Source organism: Paraburkholderia bannensis, assembly GCF_014200455.1.
GTDB lineage: Bacteria > Pseudomonadota > Gammaproteobacteria > Burkholderiales > Burkholderiaceae > Paraburkholderia > Paraburkholderia bannensis_A.
This window is the reverse complement of sequence record NZ_JACHBW010000016.1, coordinates 34,619-52,824: the sequence shown is the minus strand read 5'-3', so window position 1 is coordinate 52,824 and position 18,206 is coordinate 34,619. Positions and strand designations below refer to the sequence as shown.

23 protein-coding genes are annotated in these 18,206 nt (G+C 62.8%); all 23 read right to left on the bottom strand.

The window, feature by feature from the left end; genetic code table 11:
* Window positions 1-3: 3 nt before the first annotated feature.
* The 23 genes from F4827_RS24865 to F4827_RS24755 all read right to left on the bottom strand — a co-directional run bounded on the left by F4827_RS24865 (window position 4) and on the right by F4827_RS24755 (window position 18,177).
* Window positions 4-345, bottom strand: a complete 342-nt coding sequence (locus F4827_RS24865) for a phage tail protein (protein WP_183727777.1) — start codon at window positions 343-345, stop codon at window positions 4-6.
* Complete coding sequence (locus F4827_RS24860; protein WP_183727775.1) at window positions 345-3,728, bottom strand: phage tail tape measure protein; 3,384 nt, start codon at window positions 3,726-3,728, stop codon at window positions 345-347. The genes F4827_RS24865 and F4827_RS24860 overlap by 1 nt, the downstream gene beginning before the upstream one ends.
* Window positions 3,718-3,951: a DUF4035 domain-containing protein gene (locus F4827_RS36025; protein ID WP_409258853.1), complete on the bottom strand. Its 234-nt coding sequence runs from the start codon at window positions 3,949-3,951 to the stop codon at window positions 3,718-3,720. Before F4827_RS36025 ends, F4827_RS24860 begins: the two co-directional genes overlap by 11 nt.
* A 74-nt stretch (window positions 3,952-4,025) precedes the next feature.
* On the bottom strand, window positions 4,026-4,451 hold the full coding sequence (locus F4827_RS24850) for a phage tail assembly chaperone (RefSeq protein WP_183727773.1): 426 nt from the start codon (window positions 4,449-4,451) through the stop codon (window positions 4,026-4,028).
* A gap of 2 nt (window positions 4,452-4,453) precedes the next feature.
* The gene (locus F4827_RS24845) at window positions 4,454-4,933 is read right to left on the bottom strand and encodes a phage tail tube protein (protein ID WP_183727771.1); all 480 of its coding nucleotides are present in this window, start codon (window positions 4,931-4,933) and stop codon (window positions 4,454-4,456) included.
* A 65-nt stretch (window positions 4,934-4,998) separates the two neighbouring features.
* On the bottom strand, window positions 4,999-5,370 hold the full coding sequence (locus tag F4827_RS24840) for a DUF3168 domain-containing protein (RefSeq protein WP_183727769.1): 372 nt from the start codon (window positions 5,368-5,370) through the stop codon (window positions 4,999-5,001).
* Window positions 5,371-5,374: 4 nt separating this feature from the next.
* The gene (locus F4827_RS24835; RefSeq protein ID WP_183727767.1) at window positions 5,375-5,872 is read right to left on the bottom strand and encodes an HK97-gp10 family putative phage morphogenesis protein; all 498 of its coding nucleotides are present in this window, start codon (window positions 5,870-5,872) and stop codon (window positions 5,375-5,377) included.
* On the bottom strand, window positions 5,844-6,152 hold the full coding sequence (locus F4827_RS24830; RefSeq protein ID WP_183728081.1) for a hypothetical protein: 309 nt from the start codon (window positions 6,150-6,152) through the stop codon (window positions 5,844-5,846). Before F4827_RS24830 ends, F4827_RS24835 begins: the two co-directional genes overlap by 29 nt.
* Window positions 6,106-6,405 (bottom strand): phage head closure protein, encoded by a 300-nt coding sequence (locus F4827_RS24825; protein WP_311674277.1) that lies wholly within the window; start codon window positions 6,403-6,405, stop codon window positions 6,106-6,108. Before F4827_RS24825 ends, F4827_RS24830 begins: the two co-directional genes overlap by 47 nt.
* Before the next feature lie 29 nt (window positions 6,406-6,434).
* Complete coding sequence (locus F4827_RS24820) at window positions 6,435-6,977, bottom strand: head-tail connector protein (protein WP_183727763.1); 543 nt, start codon at window positions 6,975-6,977, stop codon at window positions 6,435-6,437.
* Between the two features lie 9 nt (window positions 6,978-6,986).
* A complete protein-coding gene (locus F4827_RS24815) occupies window positions 6,987-7,349 on the bottom strand; it encodes a hypothetical protein (protein WP_183727761.1) in 363 nt (120 codons plus the stop codon).
* A gap of 65 nt (window positions 7,350-7,414) precedes the next feature.
* Window positions 7,415-8,698: a phage major capsid protein gene (locus tag F4827_RS24810; protein ID WP_183727759.1), complete on the bottom strand. Its 1,284-nt coding sequence runs from the start codon at window positions 8,696-8,698 to the stop codon at window positions 7,415-7,417.
* Window positions 8,699-8,760: 62 nt separating this feature from the next.
* A complete protein-coding gene (locus F4827_RS24805; protein ID WP_260175393.1) occupies window positions 8,761-9,537 on the bottom strand; it encodes a head maturation protease, ClpP-related in 777 nt (258 codons plus the stop codon).
* Window positions 9,509-10,840, bottom strand: a complete 1,332-nt coding sequence (locus F4827_RS24800; protein ID WP_311674272.1) for a phage portal protein — start codon at window positions 10,838-10,840, stop codon at window positions 9,509-9,511. Before F4827_RS24800 ends, F4827_RS24805 begins: the two co-directional genes overlap by 29 nt.
* Window positions 10,774-12,396: a terminase TerL endonuclease subunit gene (locus tag F4827_RS24795; RefSeq protein ID WP_311674270.1), complete on the bottom strand. Its 1,623-nt coding sequence runs from the start codon at window positions 12,394-12,396 to the stop codon at window positions 10,774-10,776. The genes F4827_RS24800 and F4827_RS24795 overlap by 67 nt, the downstream gene beginning before the upstream one ends.
* Before the next feature lie 62 nt (window positions 12,397-12,458).
* On the bottom strand, window positions 12,459-12,962 hold the full coding sequence (locus tag F4827_RS24790; RefSeq protein ID WP_260175391.1) for a P27 family phage terminase small subunit: 504 nt from the start codon (window positions 12,960-12,962) through the stop codon (window positions 12,459-12,461).
* Between the two features lie 198 nt (window positions 12,963-13,160).
* The gene (locus tag F4827_RS24785) at window positions 13,161-13,529 is read right to left on the bottom strand and encodes an HNH endonuclease (protein ID WP_183727753.1); all 369 of its coding nucleotides are present in this window, start codon (window positions 13,527-13,529) and stop codon (window positions 13,161-13,163) included.
* A 9-nt stretch (window positions 13,530-13,538) separates the two neighbouring features.
* On the bottom strand, window positions 13,539-14,057 hold the full coding sequence (locus tag F4827_RS24780; protein ID WP_183727751.1) for a hypothetical protein: 519 nt from the start codon (window positions 14,055-14,057) through the stop codon (window positions 13,539-13,541).
* Window positions 14,058-14,182: 125 nt separating this feature from the next.
* Window positions 14,183-14,596, bottom strand: coding sequence for a hypothetical protein (locus tag F4827_RS24775; protein WP_183727749.1), 414 nt, complete (start codon window positions 14,594-14,596; stop codon window positions 14,183-14,185).
* A gap of 17 nt (window positions 14,597-14,613) precedes the next feature.
* Window positions 14,614-15,675 (bottom strand): helix-turn-helix domain-containing protein, encoded by a 1,062-nt coding sequence (locus F4827_RS24770; RefSeq protein ID WP_221303807.1) that lies wholly within the window; start codon window positions 15,673-15,675, stop codon window positions 14,614-14,616.
* Window positions 15,676-15,678: 3 nt separating this feature from the next.
* Window positions 15,679-17,046 carry a replicative DNA helicase gene (gene dnaB / locus F4827_RS24765; protein WP_183727747.1) on the bottom strand — a complete coding sequence of 456 codons (1,368 nt, stop codon included), beginning with the start codon at window positions 17,044-17,046 and terminating at the stop codon, window positions 15,679-15,681.
* Window positions 17,047-17,069: 23 nt separating this feature from the next.
* Complete coding sequence (locus F4827_RS24760) at window positions 17,070-17,606, bottom strand: phage regulatory CII family protein (RefSeq protein ID WP_260175390.1); 537 nt, start codon at window positions 17,604-17,606, stop codon at window positions 17,070-17,072.
* A 241-nt stretch (window positions 17,607-17,847) separates the two neighbouring features.
* On the bottom strand, window positions 17,848-18,177 hold the full coding sequence (locus F4827_RS24755) for a YdaS family helix-turn-helix protein (RefSeq protein ID WP_183727745.1): 330 nt from the start codon (window positions 18,175-18,177) through the stop codon (window positions 17,848-17,850).
* Between the last annotated feature and the right edge of the window lie 29 nt (window positions 18,178-18,206).

Sequence of the window (18,206 nt, the reverse complement as noted above, 5' to 3'; positions counted from 1 at the left end):
TTGTTACGGTGCGAAGGTTTGTTCGAACGTTGCGGTCATGGTGTAGATGTCGCCGTCTTTCGACGGGCGACTCCATGTCGCGCAGGTGAAAAGCAGAGGTGCAGCTTCGAGAGGTGGCGTCCAGAGGAAGGACGTTGCGCCGCCGTGCGCGATGAGGAACGCTCGAATCGCAGTGATCTTCGCGGCGTCGCCGATGAACTGCAGATCGAACGACCCCGCAACGTTGTTCAGCCCATCCGGCGCGCGCTGCGCGTAGCCGTCACCGAACTGCGCCTTACGCACGGTCGCCGTATCGGTACCAGAGAAGTTCGCGACAGTGGGGTCCCACTCAAATACATCAGCCATTAGCCCACGCTCCCGTATTTCTGCCGCCAAGCAGCACCACCCTGGCCCTTCATCCGCCTAGCGAACTTCTGCTCCCACCAGCCATCAAGCATCTTCTGCAACTCGATGATGTCGGCGTCCGACACGCTGTCGCCCTGCTTCCCGCCGAAAGAGAGGTTGAACTGTGGCCCGGACCCCGACTGCGGGACATCGACCGATTGCGCGCTGCCGACCGCGCCGCCCGTCGCGAAGTGCTGCCAGCCCCCAAGCGCGCGGCCTTCGTTAAGGCGGTTCAACACCTGCACGCCTCCGAGCGCAGCCATACCGCGCGCGCTGAGCACCCCCTCGCCATCGGACAGCATTGCGGGAATGGAGTCCGACGTGGACGTCCCTGGCCCGTAGACCGGACCGCCGCTGGCGAGGTGAAATACGTACGGCGTGACCGACGACGTGTAGCTTGCCGCCGAGCTCGCGCCGAACAGCGAAGTGACGCCCGAGAGCGCCGATGTAGACGTGCCGGACGACCCCATGAAGCCCGAGATCAACGATCCGAGACCGCTTCCGCCAAGGATGTTCGATGCCAGCGCACGGATCTCGATGCGCGCGATGTCGGCGAGAATCGACGTTGCGAGGCTGGAAAAATTCAGCTTGCCCGTCGACGTAAACTGCACGAGCGCGTCCTCCATGCCGGAAAATGCACTCGTGAAGACGTCGGCAGTCTGGCCCGCCACGTCGGCCGCCTTCGCCTCGTAGTCCTCGAGCGCACGGTTCGCACCGTTCGCCCAGTTCCCCTCGGCAGCGAGCATCGCCTCGTGGCCGTTCGTCACGATTCCAACCGCTGACGACTGCCACTTCTGCAACTGCGCGAGCTGCTCGTCGTACTGCTCCTGGCTGATGCCGTTCGGCTTGCCCAGTTGCTGCGCGAGCTGCCGCGACTTCTCCGCGTACTGCTGCTGGATCTGGTTGATCTGCTTCGCAAGCGACGACTGATCGCTGCCTTGCGAGACCGCGTTGACCTCGATATCCACAGCGTTCTGCTGCGCGGCCAGCTGAACGCGCAGCGCCTGCGTATAGGCTTCGACCGCGGCTTGCTGCTTGGTGTAAGCGGTCGCGATATCGTCGGCAGTTTTCTGGTCGTTATCGACCATCGCCTGCCGGATCTTTTTCTCCTGATCCTGATACTTCTGCAGCGCCGAGAGCTGCTTTTTGCCCGCAGCTACCTCTTCGGCCTTCTGCGTAATCGCCAGCTCGTCATCCAGCGCCGCCTGCCTGAGGTCGTGCGCCTGCTGAAGGCTCGACTCCAGCGAAATCAGGCCTTGCGAACGCAAACTTTCAACGTGCGTCAGCGACGTCTTGAGCGCGTCCTCACGCGCACGATAGTCATCGTCATAGGAACGCAACTGCCCGTTGATGACGTTTTGCCCCTCATCCGGGCCTTTCTTCGCGTGCGCCGCCGCTGTCGCATCCAGCAACCCCTGCAGCGTGTGCGTCTTCAGAAAGTTGCTGTCCGGGTTGGTGCGGGACAGCGCATCCCAATCCTTGATGATTTTTTGCTGCGCATCGTGCAGTTTCTCGGCGGGCGTTTCCGCCGCCTTCGCTGCCGCCGCGAGCTCGGTGTACGCCGTTTTCCCCGCTCGCGCATCCTCAGTGTCGAGGCTGCGCTGCTGAGCGATCTCTTTGTTTTTCTCGATGATCTGCTGCAGTTGCGCGATTCGATCATCGTTGCCGTCGCCCGATATCGCGTCGTGGAAACTGATCCCGAGGTTAGTCGAGTCGAGCTGCCCAGCCTTCCACTTCTGCCGCTCGTCGAGCTCCTGCTCGGGCGTCAACGCACCAGCCGCGCCAGCCACGCCCTGCGAAAAGGATTGCCACGCCGTGCTTGCCGCGTGCCGCGCGTCCTCCCATGCGGTTTGCACCTTACCGAGACTGCTCTGCAACTCAGCCAGGCGATGCTGCGACGCGTTCTTCAGCGCTTCAGCCAGAACGTCCTGCGCCTGCTCTGCCGCGCCCTGCTGCTCGAGCTCAGCAACGCGCTCATACGTGGCCGCGCTGATCAGCCCATATTTGTCGAGCACTTCACCAGCGAACTTGCCCGCACCGTCGCCGATTTTGGCGAAGTAATCCGCCATCTTGTCGGCGTTTTCGCCGGTCACCTGCGCCATGTCCAGCGCGGCTTCGCCGACATTGGACAGCGCATTCGACGAAATCTTGCCCGTGCCGGCCAAGCGCGTGAGGATCGTGGCGGCGTCACCAGCTCGCCCGGTCGCGATGCCGATCCTGTCTGCCATCTGCAGCAGCGATCCCGCCGTCACGCCCGCATAGTTGCCCGAGGCGATGATCGCCTGGTTCGCGGATGTGACCTTGCTTTCGTAGCTCACGAAGCCGGCCGCGCCGAGCGCGAGCGCACCCGTCACACCGAGCACCGCCGCGCCCATCGGCGTGAACGCAAGCTGCACCAGCCCGGCCTGCTGCGCGAGGATGCTCAGCGAACTGCCCATGCGGTGAAAGTTGCCGCTCGCGGCCTCACGGCCGAGCACCATCAGCTCGGCGCTCGCGCCGTGACTGTTGCGTGCGAGGCTCGACATTACCGACGAGCCCTTTTGCCCAGCCTCGCTTACCTTGGCGATAGCCTCGCGCTGCGACCCGATCTTAGAGAGCGCGCCGTTGTAGGTCTGGGCATCCACTGCGCCGGACTTGAAGGCCGACCGCAGTCTCTCTTCGGCCTCGTCCAGCGCGTCCAGCCTCTTCGCTGCGGGATCGATCTGCGTGAGCAACGCTGCCACGTCGGCCGCGGCCATCTTGCTCACCGTCTGTGTCGCCGCAGGCCCGGGCACGAACTCAGATGCAAGCCGCGACTTGCCAGCGGTGCCAGTGCCAACGCCTACACTGCCAACGCTGGCCGCCGCCCGCTGGGCCGAGTCCGCGACAGCGTTCATCGCCTCGACCTGCTCGCGCGAGCGCGTGACCATTGCGCGAATGCGCTCCGAGGCCTGCTCTTCCGATTCGGCGAACTGCGCCGACGCCACACTCGCCGATCCAAAAGCAGCCGCCTGCGCTGCCGCAGCTGCTTCGGCCGCTCGCAACTGCGCGATCAACGGCGCGGCTTCGTCGCCTACGCCGGCCCTCGCGGCGCGATACTCGAGCCAAGCTATCTTGCCCTGCGTCGTCTGAATGACCTCCCGCTCCAGCGACGCCAGAATCCGCTGGCCGCCGACGCTCACCTTCGTCGCAGCTTCGCCAGCGGAATCGCCGATCGCCGAGATCGAATCAGCAGCAGCGCCGGCAGATTGCTTCGCCGTACGCTCGAACTGCTCGACGGACGCCGCGCCCTGCCGCAGGCTGACGTCAAGCTTGTCGACGTCAGCTTCGACACTTAGTACTGCCTTGCCGACCTCATCGCTCATTTTTTCCTACCTTCGACAACAGAAACGACTTGAAGGCGCCCAAGGCGGAGGTCTTCTGCGCGACTTCCTTATCGGGCTCGTTCCCAAACTTCCACGGCGGCATGCAATCGGCGATCTTGACCGCGCGCGCACCGGCGGCCCGATAGATCGCCGTGACGATCGACGCAGCGTTGAAGTCGGATCGCCAGTCAGCGACCGGCGACGCCTGATCGAACGCCTGCAGCTCGACGAACTCACGCGCCGTCAGCGTGCGCGCGAGCTCGTCAGGCGTGCGCCCGAAACGCAGTGCCAGCGCGATCAGGAACTGGCGGCCTGGGTCTCGGGCAAGCCGTTTTTTGCGTCAGCCAGCGGCGTGCGCGAATCGAGATTTGCCAGTTGCAAGGCACGCGATACGACTCGCGCGTATTCCGGCCCCCACTGTGCGCGCAGCGCATCCGCATCGACGTCGGAAAACACCGGTGCGCCGCTCTTGTCGAAAAGCACGCGCACGACAAACGCTGCGTCGAGGCCGCGGCCAGCGTCACCCTTCGCCGCCTCGATTACGGCGGCCTGGTCGGCTTCCGGAGCGAGGCCAAGCCATTCGCGCGCCTTGACGCCCGCAAACTGCCAGTCGTCAGCCGACGGCTCGCGAACGACCGCCGCGAGCGCGCCCAGCGCGATCGGCTCCTGACGAAAACCACCGTTAGCCGCGAGCAGCGCGGCGCGCAGTTCAGTTGCGCTCATGCTTAGTTACCTCCCTGGGCAGGCGGCTGGTTGATCAGTACCGAGCCCGTGACCTGCACGTTGAAGGTGCCCGTGACGACGTTGTCGACGTCAGCCGACCACGTGTACTGATCGACGAGGCCCGCAAAAACGAAAGACGAGTTGTCGGGAAACGTCGTCTTGAAGATGCGCGGCTTCTTGTCCGCGTGCGCGGTAATCAGAGCCTGTTGCGCCGCATCGCTCGTCTTCCAGTTTCCCGACATCGCGAACGTGCCCGGGTCGCTCAGACCAAGGGCGTATTCCTTCGCCTTGGAACCGACCGTCGTCACGTCGATCTTCGACGACGCAGCACCCTGGTATTGCGGCTGCTTGACCGTAACCGCGAGATCCGCGAACGCTAGCGTTTCGTCCGCCAGGTTCGTCGACGACGTCGTCGACACCTGGAGCTGCATGCCCTGCGTGGGCGTGTACTGCGCGATGGTTGCGTCAACTACGTCAGCCATATGCACTCCTAATAGAAAGCCTGCGAATTGCAGGCACATAAGACAACCAGCCCATCACTACAGCGTCATGCGTTCGGCTGCAGCGAGTACCAGAGCGAAAAATCCATGCGCGAGCCGTACCAGTCGGTATCGTCCTCGTGCAGCCAGTCAGGCTCACCAATCGGCGTGCCGTTGAGCGAACCGGCCTTCGTGCGGTCGCAGACGGTTGCCCGCACACGCTCCATCAGCGCGCCAGCGCCGAGGCGGGTATTCGCCCACACGTTGATCTGCACACGCGCGTTTCGCGCCTCGCCCGGACCGGCCATCACCACATTCGACTGACCGCCTACGGCCTGGAACGTGATAAACGGACGCTGCACGCCCTCGGGCGCCGTGTCGGGAAAGACACGGCCATCTGCAAGCGCGTCGAGCGCTGCGCACAATGCAATTTCGAGCACGCTGTCACCCCTTGAAAATCTCCAGCAGCCTTTGCTTCAGGCGTTCGCGCATCGCGTCGATGACATCCCTGCGGCGCGCCTCGAAGGCCGGGCGCAGGAACGGATTCGCCGGCACCCACTTTTTGCCGATGTGTTGCGCGCGATGCTCTTTCCAGCGCACGCCCTTCGGCTTGGGCGGCACATACCAGTGCCCGAACTCGACCATGTGGCCGTAGTACGCCACGTCATTCGCGCCGCGTTTGCTGCCCTTGTCCTTCGTGCCGCGCCGGATGCTGACGTAATAGACCTTTCGCGTCGCGCTCGAGCGCTCCTCGATGAACTTGAGGTACAGCGCGCGCTTCAGGTTGCCCGTTTCGCCGTCCGGCGCACGGGCCGCTGCCTCGTCACGAAAGATAGTTCCACCGGCCACGGCCGCAGACCGCAACGGCGCTTCGCCGATCTCCGCGGGCAGCTGGCGCAGCATCGCCGCAAATTCAGCGAAGCCGGTCGTTTTCGCTGGCATCGGCGTCGCTCTCCACCTCACAAAGCACAAACCGCTGTGCTACATCGGTAATCTGCTCCCGCGTGGGATCGCAGTCGGGCGCTTCCGTCGCGTGGCGCTGCACCGTCAGCCGGATCGGCTCGTCGACGCACAGATGAATGTCCACGCTATACGCGCCCCGAACATCCGGAAACCACTGCGTCAGCAGTTCGACGAGTGCACGGCCCGCAGGCGACCACGGTGTTGCAATTTGATCAGCCATCATTGACCCCTGTGTTGCAGGCGAGATCGAGGTGGTCACGCCCTTCCTCGTCGGGCAGCACCGCGAGGATGTTGAAAATCGTCGCGCCGCATACGACACGCATGCTGGCTGTCACGTCAGTTCGATAACGAATCCGCACGCTCGCGGTCGCGCCGCTGACAATCGTTCCGGAGGTCGCATATTCCTTGCCGTTGAGGTAGCGAATATCCGCCCACGGTCGCGCGATCTCGCTCCAGGACGCCACGGGCTGGCCCGCTGCGTCTCGCTGCGTGCCGCGCTGCTGCAGCGACACGCGGCGGTTCAGTTTTCCGATTCGCATGGCTACACCGAAAGGAAGCGATAACGGTCGAGCAGCCCATCCGTGAAGCGGCCGGGCAACTCGTACGTCTGCACACTGTCGACGCTCGAGCGGTTTTCGCTGATCGCGCCGACCTGCAGAAGCATCCACTCGATGACCGACTCGGGCACGGTGTCGGATTCGAACGCGCCGCATTCAAACGTGATCGTCACCTCGCGCGCCGCTGGCAACGAAGCGAGAATGCGCGCAGTCGACGCGCCGGACAGATAGAAATCCATCGGCCCAAGCGATGCATCAGCACCAGCGTCGTCGACGTATTCGATCGACACGATTTTCGTCACGTCCTCCCACAGATACATGCGGCGCTCAAAGCTTTCGAAGCGCTTTTCGCACGTCTGGGGCAGAAGCGGCCTGCCGAGCTCGTGCTCGGCGCGTTGCCGCGCCGTCACGATTGCCCGTTTCAGAATCGTGTCGTTGTCGGGATCGGCATCCGCCTTAACGTGGAACTGCGCCTCTTCGAGCGAGATCGCCTCTTCGCTGGGCCCCACCGTCACCTTCGCTGCCATCCCGCCTCCCTAGCGCTTGAGTTTCAGCGCGTACGCAACCGAATCCGGATGCGTGCAGACCTGCCCGGCGCGTTCTGCCGCGCGCGCTGCCGTGCCAGTCAGCTCGACAACGTCGTTCGGCTTGCCGTGCTCGCATTTCAGCAGCACACGCGCCTGCACGGACTGGCGTCTTGCCGGCGGCGTGGGCGCCGTCGTGGCCGACGTCGGCGCTACAGCCGCCGTCGGATCGCTTTTCGGATCACCCGTGTTCGTATCGTCGGGCGGCGTGCCGCCCTGCGACGCATCGGGCTGCTTCTGCGCCCCGTCCTGCCCAGTCGCATCGCCCTGCTGTCCATCCTGCGGCGCATCGCCGCCCAGTCCGTTCGGGTCCATCGAAACCTCCATGCTGTAGGGTTTAAACGCGGGCGACCGAAGCCGCCCAGGTACTGCAGCCGTAGTTAGGCTGCAGCGCCGTTCTGGTACGTCTTGACGGCGCCGCCGATGTCGATCAGGTTGCCGCCCTGGCGGTTGAAGGCGATGAAGCCGATCTGGCCTAACGTGATGAAGTTCGAGTCGGCCATGCGGAACAGCGTCAGATCCATCACGCGACGGATCAGATACTTCGACAGGTCACCGAACGCAATCGACTTCGCGTTCGCTGCCATCGGGTCCATTTCCTGCGAGATCGTGATCGGACGGTTGAGCAGACGATCCGGCGCGCCGCCAGGATTGCCCTGCTCGTAGCCCGGCACGAAGATCGGGCGGCCCTGGGCATCCTTGATCTTGCGAACGACCTTCAGCGAATCGTCGTGCATCATGAAGCCGACGCGTGCGCCGCTCCGATAGGCCGGATCAACGCTGTGCTCCAGATCGACCAGATCGTCGTAGCCCACGGTCGTCGCCGAACCCGCAGCGCCGGCCTTGCCGACCTGGGCAGCCGTTACGAGGCCCATCGGCTGACCGTTGCCCGTGCCCTTCGTGAAATGCAGCGCGCTGATGCGACCGATGCGTAGCGCGAGCAGACCATTGATGTAGCCTTCGATATCGAACATGCTGTCCTGCAGCAGTTCGAACGGCACGGCGATCTTTTTCGACGAATACTTGTAGACAGCCATCGACAGGTTCTGGAACGTCGTATCGCCAGCGCCGACGGCCGCATTCTGGCCAACGATTTCGCCGATTTCCGCCGTCGCGTCTGCGGCCGGGAAGTTCATATCCGCGCCGGTGCCGCTCGTGAACTCCGTCGCGACGCCCAGGATGCCGCCGAACGCTTTCATCGCCTGCGTGAGCTGCGAGTAGTACTCCGTCGCGACCGTGTAGCCGCCTTCGGAGCCCGTCGTCGTCGACATCGCCGCATGGGGCGAAAAGCGCATCGCGTTCGCGACATCCGGGGTCATGCGGCCACGCATGCGCTGGATGTCTTCGGGGGCCAGCGCTGCGATGCCGCCCGACAGATAGGCGCGCAGCGCGCGCGACTCGTCGCTCTGGCCACCGTTGCGCACGTGGCCCGAAGCGTATTCGGTCGTGTCGCCGTTCAGTGCGTTCGCAGCAACCTGCTGGATCAGCGCCTCATGACGCTGGATCTCCGCGGTGATGCGCTCGATTTCGGCCATGCCGTCGTCGTAGATCTTTTGCTGCTCGGTTCCCCACTTGTCGCCGCCGTTGTTTTCGAGCAGCGCGTTGAGGTTTTTTGCGGTGGCGTCACGACGCTCCCGCAGTGCCTTGATATTGGTGGCGGCCATACGTTTCCTTTCAGAAATGAGAAGAGCCGCCCAAAGGCGGCTCCGTTACGACGCGGGAAGCGTCAGAGGGTCGTGCTCAGTTCAAGACGGCGGCGCATTGCCGCAATGTCGACTTTCGGCGGTTCGGCCGGCGGCGGCGCAACTGGCGCGAGCTGCTGCGCGGCAGGATCGCTGCGCGGAGCGTTCGGCGCATCGGGAACCTTCGGTGCATTCGAATAGGCCGAGAGATTCCAACCGGCAGCATTCGACGGGCCGGAGCCCGATGCCACTTCGTCAGCAAAGCCCTTCTCGACGGCTTCGGAAGCGGTGAACCATGTTTCCGCATCCATCCACGCCGCAATGTCTTCAGCCGTCTGCCCAGTCTTGTTCGCATAGGAGGTCACCAGGGTTGCGTCGACCTTGTCGAGCAGATCAGCGGTCGCCCGCAGATCGCCGCCATTGCCGTAGGCCAGCGCCGACGCGTTGTGGATCATGAAGAAACCGCCTTCGGCGATTACGACCTTGTCGCACGCGATGGCGAGGAAACTCGCAGCGCTGGCCGCGACGCCGTCGACATGCGCGACGACGGTCGATGCATGCTCGCGGATCGCCTGCTCCATCGCGCGCGCCGAAAACACGTCACCGCCGGGCGAGTTAATGCGCAGGTGGATCGTCGACGCGCTGATCTGGGCGAGCTGCTGCACGAACGTCTGCGGCGAGACGCCGCCGTACCAGTCATCGGAAACGATGACGTCGTACAGATACATCGTGGCCTCGTCCCCGCTTGCGCTCGCAACAACCTCGAAGCGCCGCGGCGATTGCCGGTTGTCGTTAATCAGTTGCAGGATTCGATTGGGCATCGACCGTTCCATTGAATAGTTTGTCGCCATCCGGTGCCGGAGGCAGGTTTTCCAGCTGACGCACTTCGTTCTGCCGCATCCAGCCGGGCTCGCCCGCGCGGCCAAGCGCTGCGCGATATGCCGCATAGCGCGAGGTCATATCACCCTTCAGTAGTGCTGACGGATCGTAGGCAATTGACGTCTTTCCACGCGTCGCCAGTTTGCGCGACGCTTCCTGCTGGATCTTCGTCATGTGCCGCCCGAGCGTGTAGCGCACAAAGCTAGTGCCCAGCTCCTCGAGCCCCTTGCCGAAACTGGTCTGCTTCTCCATCTGGCCGATCATGTACGGCGGCACACCGAAGATCCGCGCCACATCCTCGACCGTCAGCTTCTCGCGGTCGAGCAGCTGCGCATCAGCCGCGGTCATGCTGATCTTTTCGACCTTCAAGCCGCCGCCAATCACAACCGGCGCATTCGAATTCGACAGTCCGCTGTAGCGCTCCATCCACTGATCACGCAGCAGCTTCACCTGGTCACGGTCGACCTTTGCGTCGGTCTGCAGCACGATGTCCGGGCGCAGGCCATCGGTGAGCATGTTCTCGCCGACGTCGTTCGCGGCAAGCGCCGTGCTGATCGGCTGCCGCAGCACATGCCGGATCTGCGACATTCCCCTCAAGCCATCGAAACCGGGACCAGGCACATGCAGCATGTCGTCCTGGTCGATCGTTTCAACCGTACCGTCGAGGTTGACGATCGTATAAATCAGACGGTCTTCGTGTAGCAACGGCGTGCACCGGAGCGGATGAATCGGCTCCAGCGACTCGACGTTCACCGAGAACGGTGTCGGCCGGTGAATCCGGATATACAGGTTGCCGTGCAGCAGCAGCGACTGCGCGCTGAAATCCCAACCGAGAGCAGCGCTCCAGCGTGGATGCATCTCCTCGTTCAGCATGTACCAAAGATCGCCTTGCACCGGCGTCTTCAGCGTGTCCTTGACGGTGTACGTCTGGAGCATCAGCTGGCCAAGCGCACCACCGATCAGCGCCACGCTCGCATATACCGCACCGACCGCCAACGCATTGCGCTCGCTGACTGCGCGACGTCCGGGCGAAGAACCGGTCAACCAGCTATACCCTTCCGATCCCGGTTCCATCTCCGAAATCGGGATCGTATGGGTGCCCTGCGCGGCAGCGCGCTCCGCTTCGCGCCGGGCGCGCCATTCGGTCAGGATCGACGATCCCGCATTGTTTGGTGTGCTCATATCGCGATGATTTCCGGAGCCGGTTCCGGCTGATGAACAAGCGCACGGGTCATCGCCATGCACGTCGCGACGATCGGATCGATCCGACCTTCAGACGTTTTCTTGTTCGGCCGTATGTTTTCGTTCGTGTCGAGCAGCAGCGACACGTTGCTCGCGCACCACCGCAGGACAGGATTTGCGTTGTGTCGCAGCCGCCGCCCATACACCAGCCGCTCAAGCAGCTTCGAGCCCGGCGACAGGCCGCCAAAGTTCTGCGGCAACTGCACCATCGGCACGTCCTCCTCGAGCAGCTCGTTTGCCAGATGCGTCGCATTCCACACGTCGAACGCGATCTCCTCCACGTCAAAGACGCGGCAGGCCTGCAGCACCGTTGAGCGCACAACCTTGTAATCGAGCACGTCACCCTCGGTGACGATCAGCCAACCCTGCTCTTTCCACTTTGCGTACGGAGCAGCATCGCTTTTCGACTGCTCGGCAACCTTCGACTGCGGGCAAAACACCCACGCGAGAACGTGCCACTCGCCATCCTCATCGTCCGGGGGAAACACCAGCACGAACGATGTCAGGTCGCGCGTGCTCGACAGGTCGAGGCCGCCGAAGCAGCGCCGGCCAGCCAGCTCACGCGCAATGAATTTCGTGCCGCCCTCATCCCAGACGCGAATGTCGAACCAGCTCATCGCGCCGTTGACCCACACGTTCAGGTCTTTGGTCAGGTAGTTCGCCTTCGAACTGGGCAGCTCTTTGGCCTTGGTCGCCTGTGCGACCATGTACTCGTGCGTCTTCGCGCTGCCGAGGCTCGGATTCGCCTTCGGCCACACTGCCGGATCGAACGGATCGTCACCGTCGTCGAGCGTGAAGATATAGCCAAAGAACGTATCGTCCTGCACGTCGCCGCGAAGGATCGATACGAGATAGCCGCGAATCTCGGTACAGATGCCGTCGAGGATGTAGCCCGCTGTCGTGATCGCAGAGATCAGCGGCTGCAGGCGCGCACCCAGCGCCGACTCCATCACGTCCCACACCTCGCGCGTGCGATGCGCGTGCAGCTCGTCGACGACAATCGCTGACGGGTTCAGACCGTCCAGCGATTCGGCGTTCGCCGGCAGCGGTTTGAACACGCCGCCATTCGCCGTGACACGCTCCTGGTTCGTACCGTCGTAGATCTTTACGCTGCGCGCGAATCGCGGCGATCGTTTCGCGCGGCGCTTGTAGTTCTCGAGCGCCGGCTTGAACACGCTCATCGCCTGCTCGCGTGTCGTCGCGATGGTGTAGACCTCCGCGCCGATCTCGCGATCCATCAAAAACAGGTAGTCCGCGATTCCGGCCTTCCACGTCGACTTGCCGTTCTTGCGCGCGACCTCTTCGTAGCCGGTGCGAAAGCGGCGCAACATCGTTGCGGCGCGACGCCAGCCGAACAGCACTGCCGTAAAGAAGCGCTGCCACGGATCGAGCACCAGAGGCGTGCGTGCATCCTTGCCCTTGATGTGATGGAACTGCGTTTCGATCCAGTTGATGCAGTGCCACGCGTGCGCTGCACTGAAGATGATTCCGCGCGCCGCGCCGCTCTCAAGATCCTCGTAATGCCGCAGCACCGCGAGAAACACGAACTCGCCGACCACGACGTCACCGCGCAAAACCGGCAGGCCGTACTGCTCATCCCACGGCTCGAGCGCTGCGGGCGTCAGGCTGGCAAAGCGCTCGGGTGTGACTGAGCGTGCTCCAGCATCTGATCGAACAAATCGTCCTGCGGATCGTCCGGCTCCATCTTCGATTTCGCTATCAACATCGACGGCAGCGTCAGGCAGGCTTCCGGCAGACATTTGAGCAACCCGTCCTTCAAGCTCTTGGCCGCGTAGTACAGCTGGTGCGGCTGCACGTGCCCGTTCGGCGTCGTCGTCATGAACGAGCCGTTGTTGATTTTTTCGAAGTCGCGCAGCTGCAGCTCAGCCTTCACCCAGCGCACGAAGTCGACGCACACAATCGCGAGCACGACGCCCGCAGTCTTGTGCGGCACGCCTTCCTCGCGCAACGCGAGACAGAGGTAGTCCCAGACCTTGCGATGCGACGACTCGAAGTGCACGCCCGGCGGCGGCGGCGGCGATTCGATCCGCTTTCCAGCACGATCGACAGCGCCTCGGGCAGCGTTGCCCGCGCCGTCCTGCGTATTCGTTTCATTCAGCCCCATGTGGCGCTCCCGATGGAGAAGGAGGCCGAAAAGGTGTGTTTGCCCTTTCCAGCCTCTCTGCAAGGCGGGAATTTGTACCCCCCCCTCTTTGAAAAGTGCTCCGCGAAAAACTGGCCCTGAACTGGCGGTCCCGTCCGGACCGGCCCAGCCTTTCGGCACCCCCCGGGGGTCGGCGCTCGCGCGGCTGCTGCGCGAACCCTACTTCGCGCCGTCGAGGCCGTGCGATTCGCGACCGGTCTTTCGCTTGTGGCAATCGCGGCAGATCGCCTCGAGATTCTTCTCGTCGTCAGTACCGCCGCGCGCCTTGTTGAGAATGTGATCGACCATGCTGGCCGGCCGCAGTCGACCTGCGCGCTTGCACGTCTGACACAGCCCGAGATCACGCGCGAGGATGCGCTTGCGAAGCTTGTCCCATCGCGAACCGTAGCCACGTTGATGGCGCGTGCCACGCTGCTGATCGGACTGCCATCCGATCGAGTCGCGCGCATGCTCCTCGCAATAGCCGGGCACATCGAGCAGCTGCGCGCAACCGTGGTGCCGACATGGCGTCGGCGCGCTCTTCGGCATGGCCGACTATCAGGCGGTAGGCGCAGGCGCGGGATAGAGCGCCGCGAGTGCCGCGGTCGTCGCCGCTCGCACCTGGTCGGCGGTCAGCGAAGCGTCGATCGTCTTCAGCGCGACAGCGATTTGAATGGCGGTGTTGATGTTGTCCATACTGACTCCGTTCGAAGGGGTGGAAACAATTGCAATCGGCGCAGCAAGTGCTGAATTCACACCGACGTTGAAACCCGCGAGGTACGTGCGTCCGCCACTGCCGGTCTGCGTCATCAGGCGAGAGTCGGATGCCGCTCCGGAGACGATTTCACCGGCGAGCGGCGAACCGGCACTCAACCGCGCAGCCGTTTCTGCGGCGATCGCCGACGCATTCATATGCACCTGCGATTCGATCTGGCTGATACGGGCCGACAGATCAGCGCCAAGCGATTTCGCTTCGGCGACAGCATCAGCTTCGACGGCCTTTGCCTCGCTGGTGAACCACGAGGCGATCTTCAGTGCGATGGCTTTCAGGATCATGGTTTTGAGCGCCCAATGCAAAAAGCCCCGAGGCTTTCGCATCGAGGCTTTAGGTGTTCGGTTTTTGCTTGGCGTGCTGATACCCGGCAGGGCCGCACACACTCGGTAGAAACCGGAATCAAGTTGTGAAGCGGAGTGTATTCGAGCTATTTCGTTTCCGCAAGCTCCTTTTTTTCAATGCGGTCGATGATCGCCTGCATCGACACGAACTCGCGCTTTGGTGTGGTGAGCTGGTTTTCGATGGCACGCACCGCGTGCGCGAGCGCGAGATCGAACACGGTCATGGGACGCACACGCAACCCGAGCCGGCGGCAAATGACAAACGGCGGCTTGCGCCACACGAAATGCATCTGCAGCAATTGCCGATCCATCGGCATGATCCTGCGCATCGCGACCTCGATCCGGTGCGCATCCTCGACGTCGAGCGACGCGTCGATCGTCCTGCCGGGCACGCTCGTATCGCGAAAGTAGATGTTCGCGGTCAGGCCCATTCCACCTGCGTCGCTCGGCGATACACGCTGGCAACGCGCCCAGTTGATCAAACGATCTTCGAGTTTCATATCCAGAATTCCCCCGGTCAATCTTCGTAAAGGCCGATGTGCTGTCGGCAGTAGCCGCGCCGCGACAGTCCGGCGCCGATGATGGTTGTGGCAGCGCGCGTGCAACGGCAGCCGTTTTCTTCGTGCGCGCACTGGCGGTCGTCAGCGACAGCCGCGCTTTGCGCTTTCGTCGCACCAGCCGCGCGCTTTGCCTCGATCGCGGCATTGCGCCGCCGCCGAATTTCGTCCCAGTTTTTTCGCAGCCGCGCTGGCGCGATGACGATTGCCGACCAGAACCGGTCTGCATCAGCCCATGCGAACAGGCGCGCAATCTCCTGCGCTGTGTGTCCGTCGTCGGTGATCATCGCGTGCAGATCAGTCGCCCACTCGCCAAGATCCGGTTGCGGCAAGTCCGGCATACGCTGCCGAATGCGCTCGAGCATCCACAGCGCAAGCGAATTTTCATCGTCGACGGGTTTTTCTCTCTGATCGCCGGGCGTAGTACTAACCACAGAGGTATTAGAGAGAGAGGTTGTATACGTACTTCTGTTAACTGGTTTACTAGTAGGAACGTCGTTCCGGTAACTTTCGCTTTCTCTGCTCATTTTTTGAGCATCATCGGAACCTCCTTCCGGTAAGCTGCCTATTTTTTGGGCGTTACCGGAAACTGGTTCCTCTTTCCGGTTTAACGGGGGGTTACCGGAATCTCCTTCCAAATTGCCTAATTCTTGAGCAACGCTGCCTTCAAATTCCGAGTTATCCACATCGGCAGCAAGATCGAATTCGGCCATGTTGATCTGCGTGCGCGCGGCGCTCTCCGGTACCGACAGCCGGTAATGCCCATGGGCCCACTTTCGACCATGCTTGCGCGACTTCCAGCGCGTAAGCCAGCCCGATTGCTCAGCAAGCGTGATGTGCGTGCCGACACTGCGCTCGCTCAGGCTCGCCAGCTCTGCAATGCGCTCGACCGAAGGCCAGACGATTTCGTCGACGCCGTTTGCGTATTCGGCAATCACAAACAGCACCAGTTTTGTGGTGGAGGGCAGCTCGCTGCGCGCCATCGCGCGCCGCCACGTAAAAAACGGTGAAATGGTTCTCATGCGTCAGTAACCTGAATCCGGATCGGCGAAGTTTTCGAACCGGGTGATAGCGTTCTGGAACGCCAGGCGCACAGTGCCGATCGGGCCGTTGCGCTGCTTGGCGATGATGATTTCGGCAGTGCCACGATCGGCGCTGTCCGGGTTGTAGACCTCATCGCGATAGATGAAGAGGATCACGTCGGCGTCCTGCTCGATCGCGCCCGATTCGCGCAGGTCGGACATGACTGGCCGTTTGTTCGGGCGTTGCTCGAGGCCACGGTTGAGCTGCGACAACGCAATGACGGGCACATCGAGTTCCTTGGCGATCTGCTTCAGCGCGCGCGAGATTTCCGCAACCTCGCTTGCGCGCATTTCCGAGCCCGTGCTGTCGCCGGACATCAGCTGTAGGTAATCGATGACGATCAACCCGAGCCGGCCGCGTTCGCGATGCAAGCGGCGCAGGCGCGCCTTAAACGCTGACGGCGTGATCGCCGAGCTGTCGAGCACGTCGAGCTGCGCTTCGGACATGGTTTGCACGCCGTGCGTCAGCCTCGGCCAGTCGTCGTCCTCGAGGCGCGCCGTGCGCAAGCGCTGCTGGTTGATTCGCGAGACTGATGCGAGCATCCGCATCGTCAGCTGCTCAGTCGGCATTTCGAGAGAAAGCACGGCCACCGGAAGGCCGAGCTGGATCGCAACGTGCTCGGCGATATTCATCGCAAACGACGTCTTGCCCATCGACGGTCGACCGCCGACGATGATCAACTCGCCGCCGTGCATTCCGTCGAGGCGCGCGTCCAGATCCACGAAGCCGGTCGACGTGCCAGTGATGCCGCCCGTGCCAGGCTTGTGATAAAGGTCGTCGATGCGCTCGACGACGCGCGTAAGCGCCTCGACCATCGGATGAAACTCGTCAGCGCCGCGCGCCGCAGTTTCCGTGAGACGAAGAATCCCGGCCTGCGCCTGGTCAAGAATCTCTGACGCTGGTCGGCCCGTCGTGTTATGGCAGTTTTCGATCAGTTGGCGGCCAACGCGCACCGCGCCGCGCAGCTGTGCGCGCGTGCGGACGATTTCCGCGTAGCGCGCAATATTTGCCGCGCTCGGCGTCGAGCCAACCAGATCGTTGAGATAGCGAAGCGGCTGCTCGACCTTCGCGCCCGTCGACGTCAGGCGTTCGTACACCGTGACAACGTCGGCCGGCCGCTGGGCAAGAATGAGGTGAGTGATAGCGGCGAAGATCGCCCTGTGTTCGCCGACAGTGAAATCGTCGGCAGTAACCGTCGCGCTGATCAGGTCGTATGCGCTGTTGTCGAGCATCAGTGCGCCTAGCACTGCCTGCTCGGATTCGACAGACGCAATCACCCCTTGCGCTTCAGCCTCGTAGCTGGCGCCCATTAAACCCCCGGGTATTTCAGGCGTTAGTCGTTCGTCGAGACGAGCGCGCGCGCGGTCTGCACGGCGTGCTCAATCTGGCGCTGCCCTTCGCGGGCCACGCGCTCGATCGCCTCAACCTCACGCGGCTCGATGATGCCGTCTTCAGCAGCCTTGCGAATCTCATCGGCGAATTGGCCGACGCGGTTGCTCACGACAAGCGCGGAATTGACGAGCGCCGTGATGCCATCGCTGCCTTGGCTCGGCATCGGCTCTGCTGCGACGAGATTAAATCGCGCGTTGAAGGCGTGCACGGCGTCGAGTGCGTGCGGCTGATTCTTCTCGCGCATCCATTCGACGAGAAGCTCAAACATTTCGCCAGAGATCCGCGCACCTTCGACCTCGCGCAGTTTCAGGCGAAGCGACTCGCCAGTGATCCGGATGCCGCGGCGCTCGGTGAGAAAACGCGCTGCGTCCTCAACCTTGCCGGGCGTTTTCAACACCGACGTATAGAGCACGTCGATCCAAGCGATTTCGCTATATCTGCAGGTCATCCTATCCCCTTGTGGATAACTGGTTTTCATGCTGTTAACGCGCCCCAGGGCGACCTACGATTGCGTTACCGAATGTCATCGAGGCAAACATGAACAGCAAAGCAATGAGTAACGACCGCCATGCGAAAATGCCGGGCCACCACGCACCGCGCGCGGTGGCAGCCATGCGAAACAAGGTGGCCGGGCAGCGACTCGCGGGGCGCCGAGTGAAGGATGCGATTGCACTCTCGGCGCAGCAGCGGCGCAGCAACGAACTATTCAGCCGCTTTCTTCATCGACTGGTGTCGCCCGTTTCGGGCGGGACCCCACCGTCCGGAGGTTGAACGTCGTCGCTTGATGCGATGACATCGGCATCGTCATCGCGGAATGCGTCACGCAACGCCGTCCAGTCAAGATCCGGACGTAGGTCTTCGCAGCGAACGCCCGTCAGGCGCTGTATCAACGCGCAGCGCTCCATGGGCGTTCCGCGGCTGATCCAATTAGCGACTGTCTGCGATTGCGTCTTGCCGCCGATAAGCGTCGCCAACTGCTTCAGACCGCCCGCTTTCTTGATGGCCGCCCGTAGGGCCGGCGCTCCTGGATGTGGTGTTTTGGTCTTCATGGCGGCAAATATACACGCCATGTGAGTTC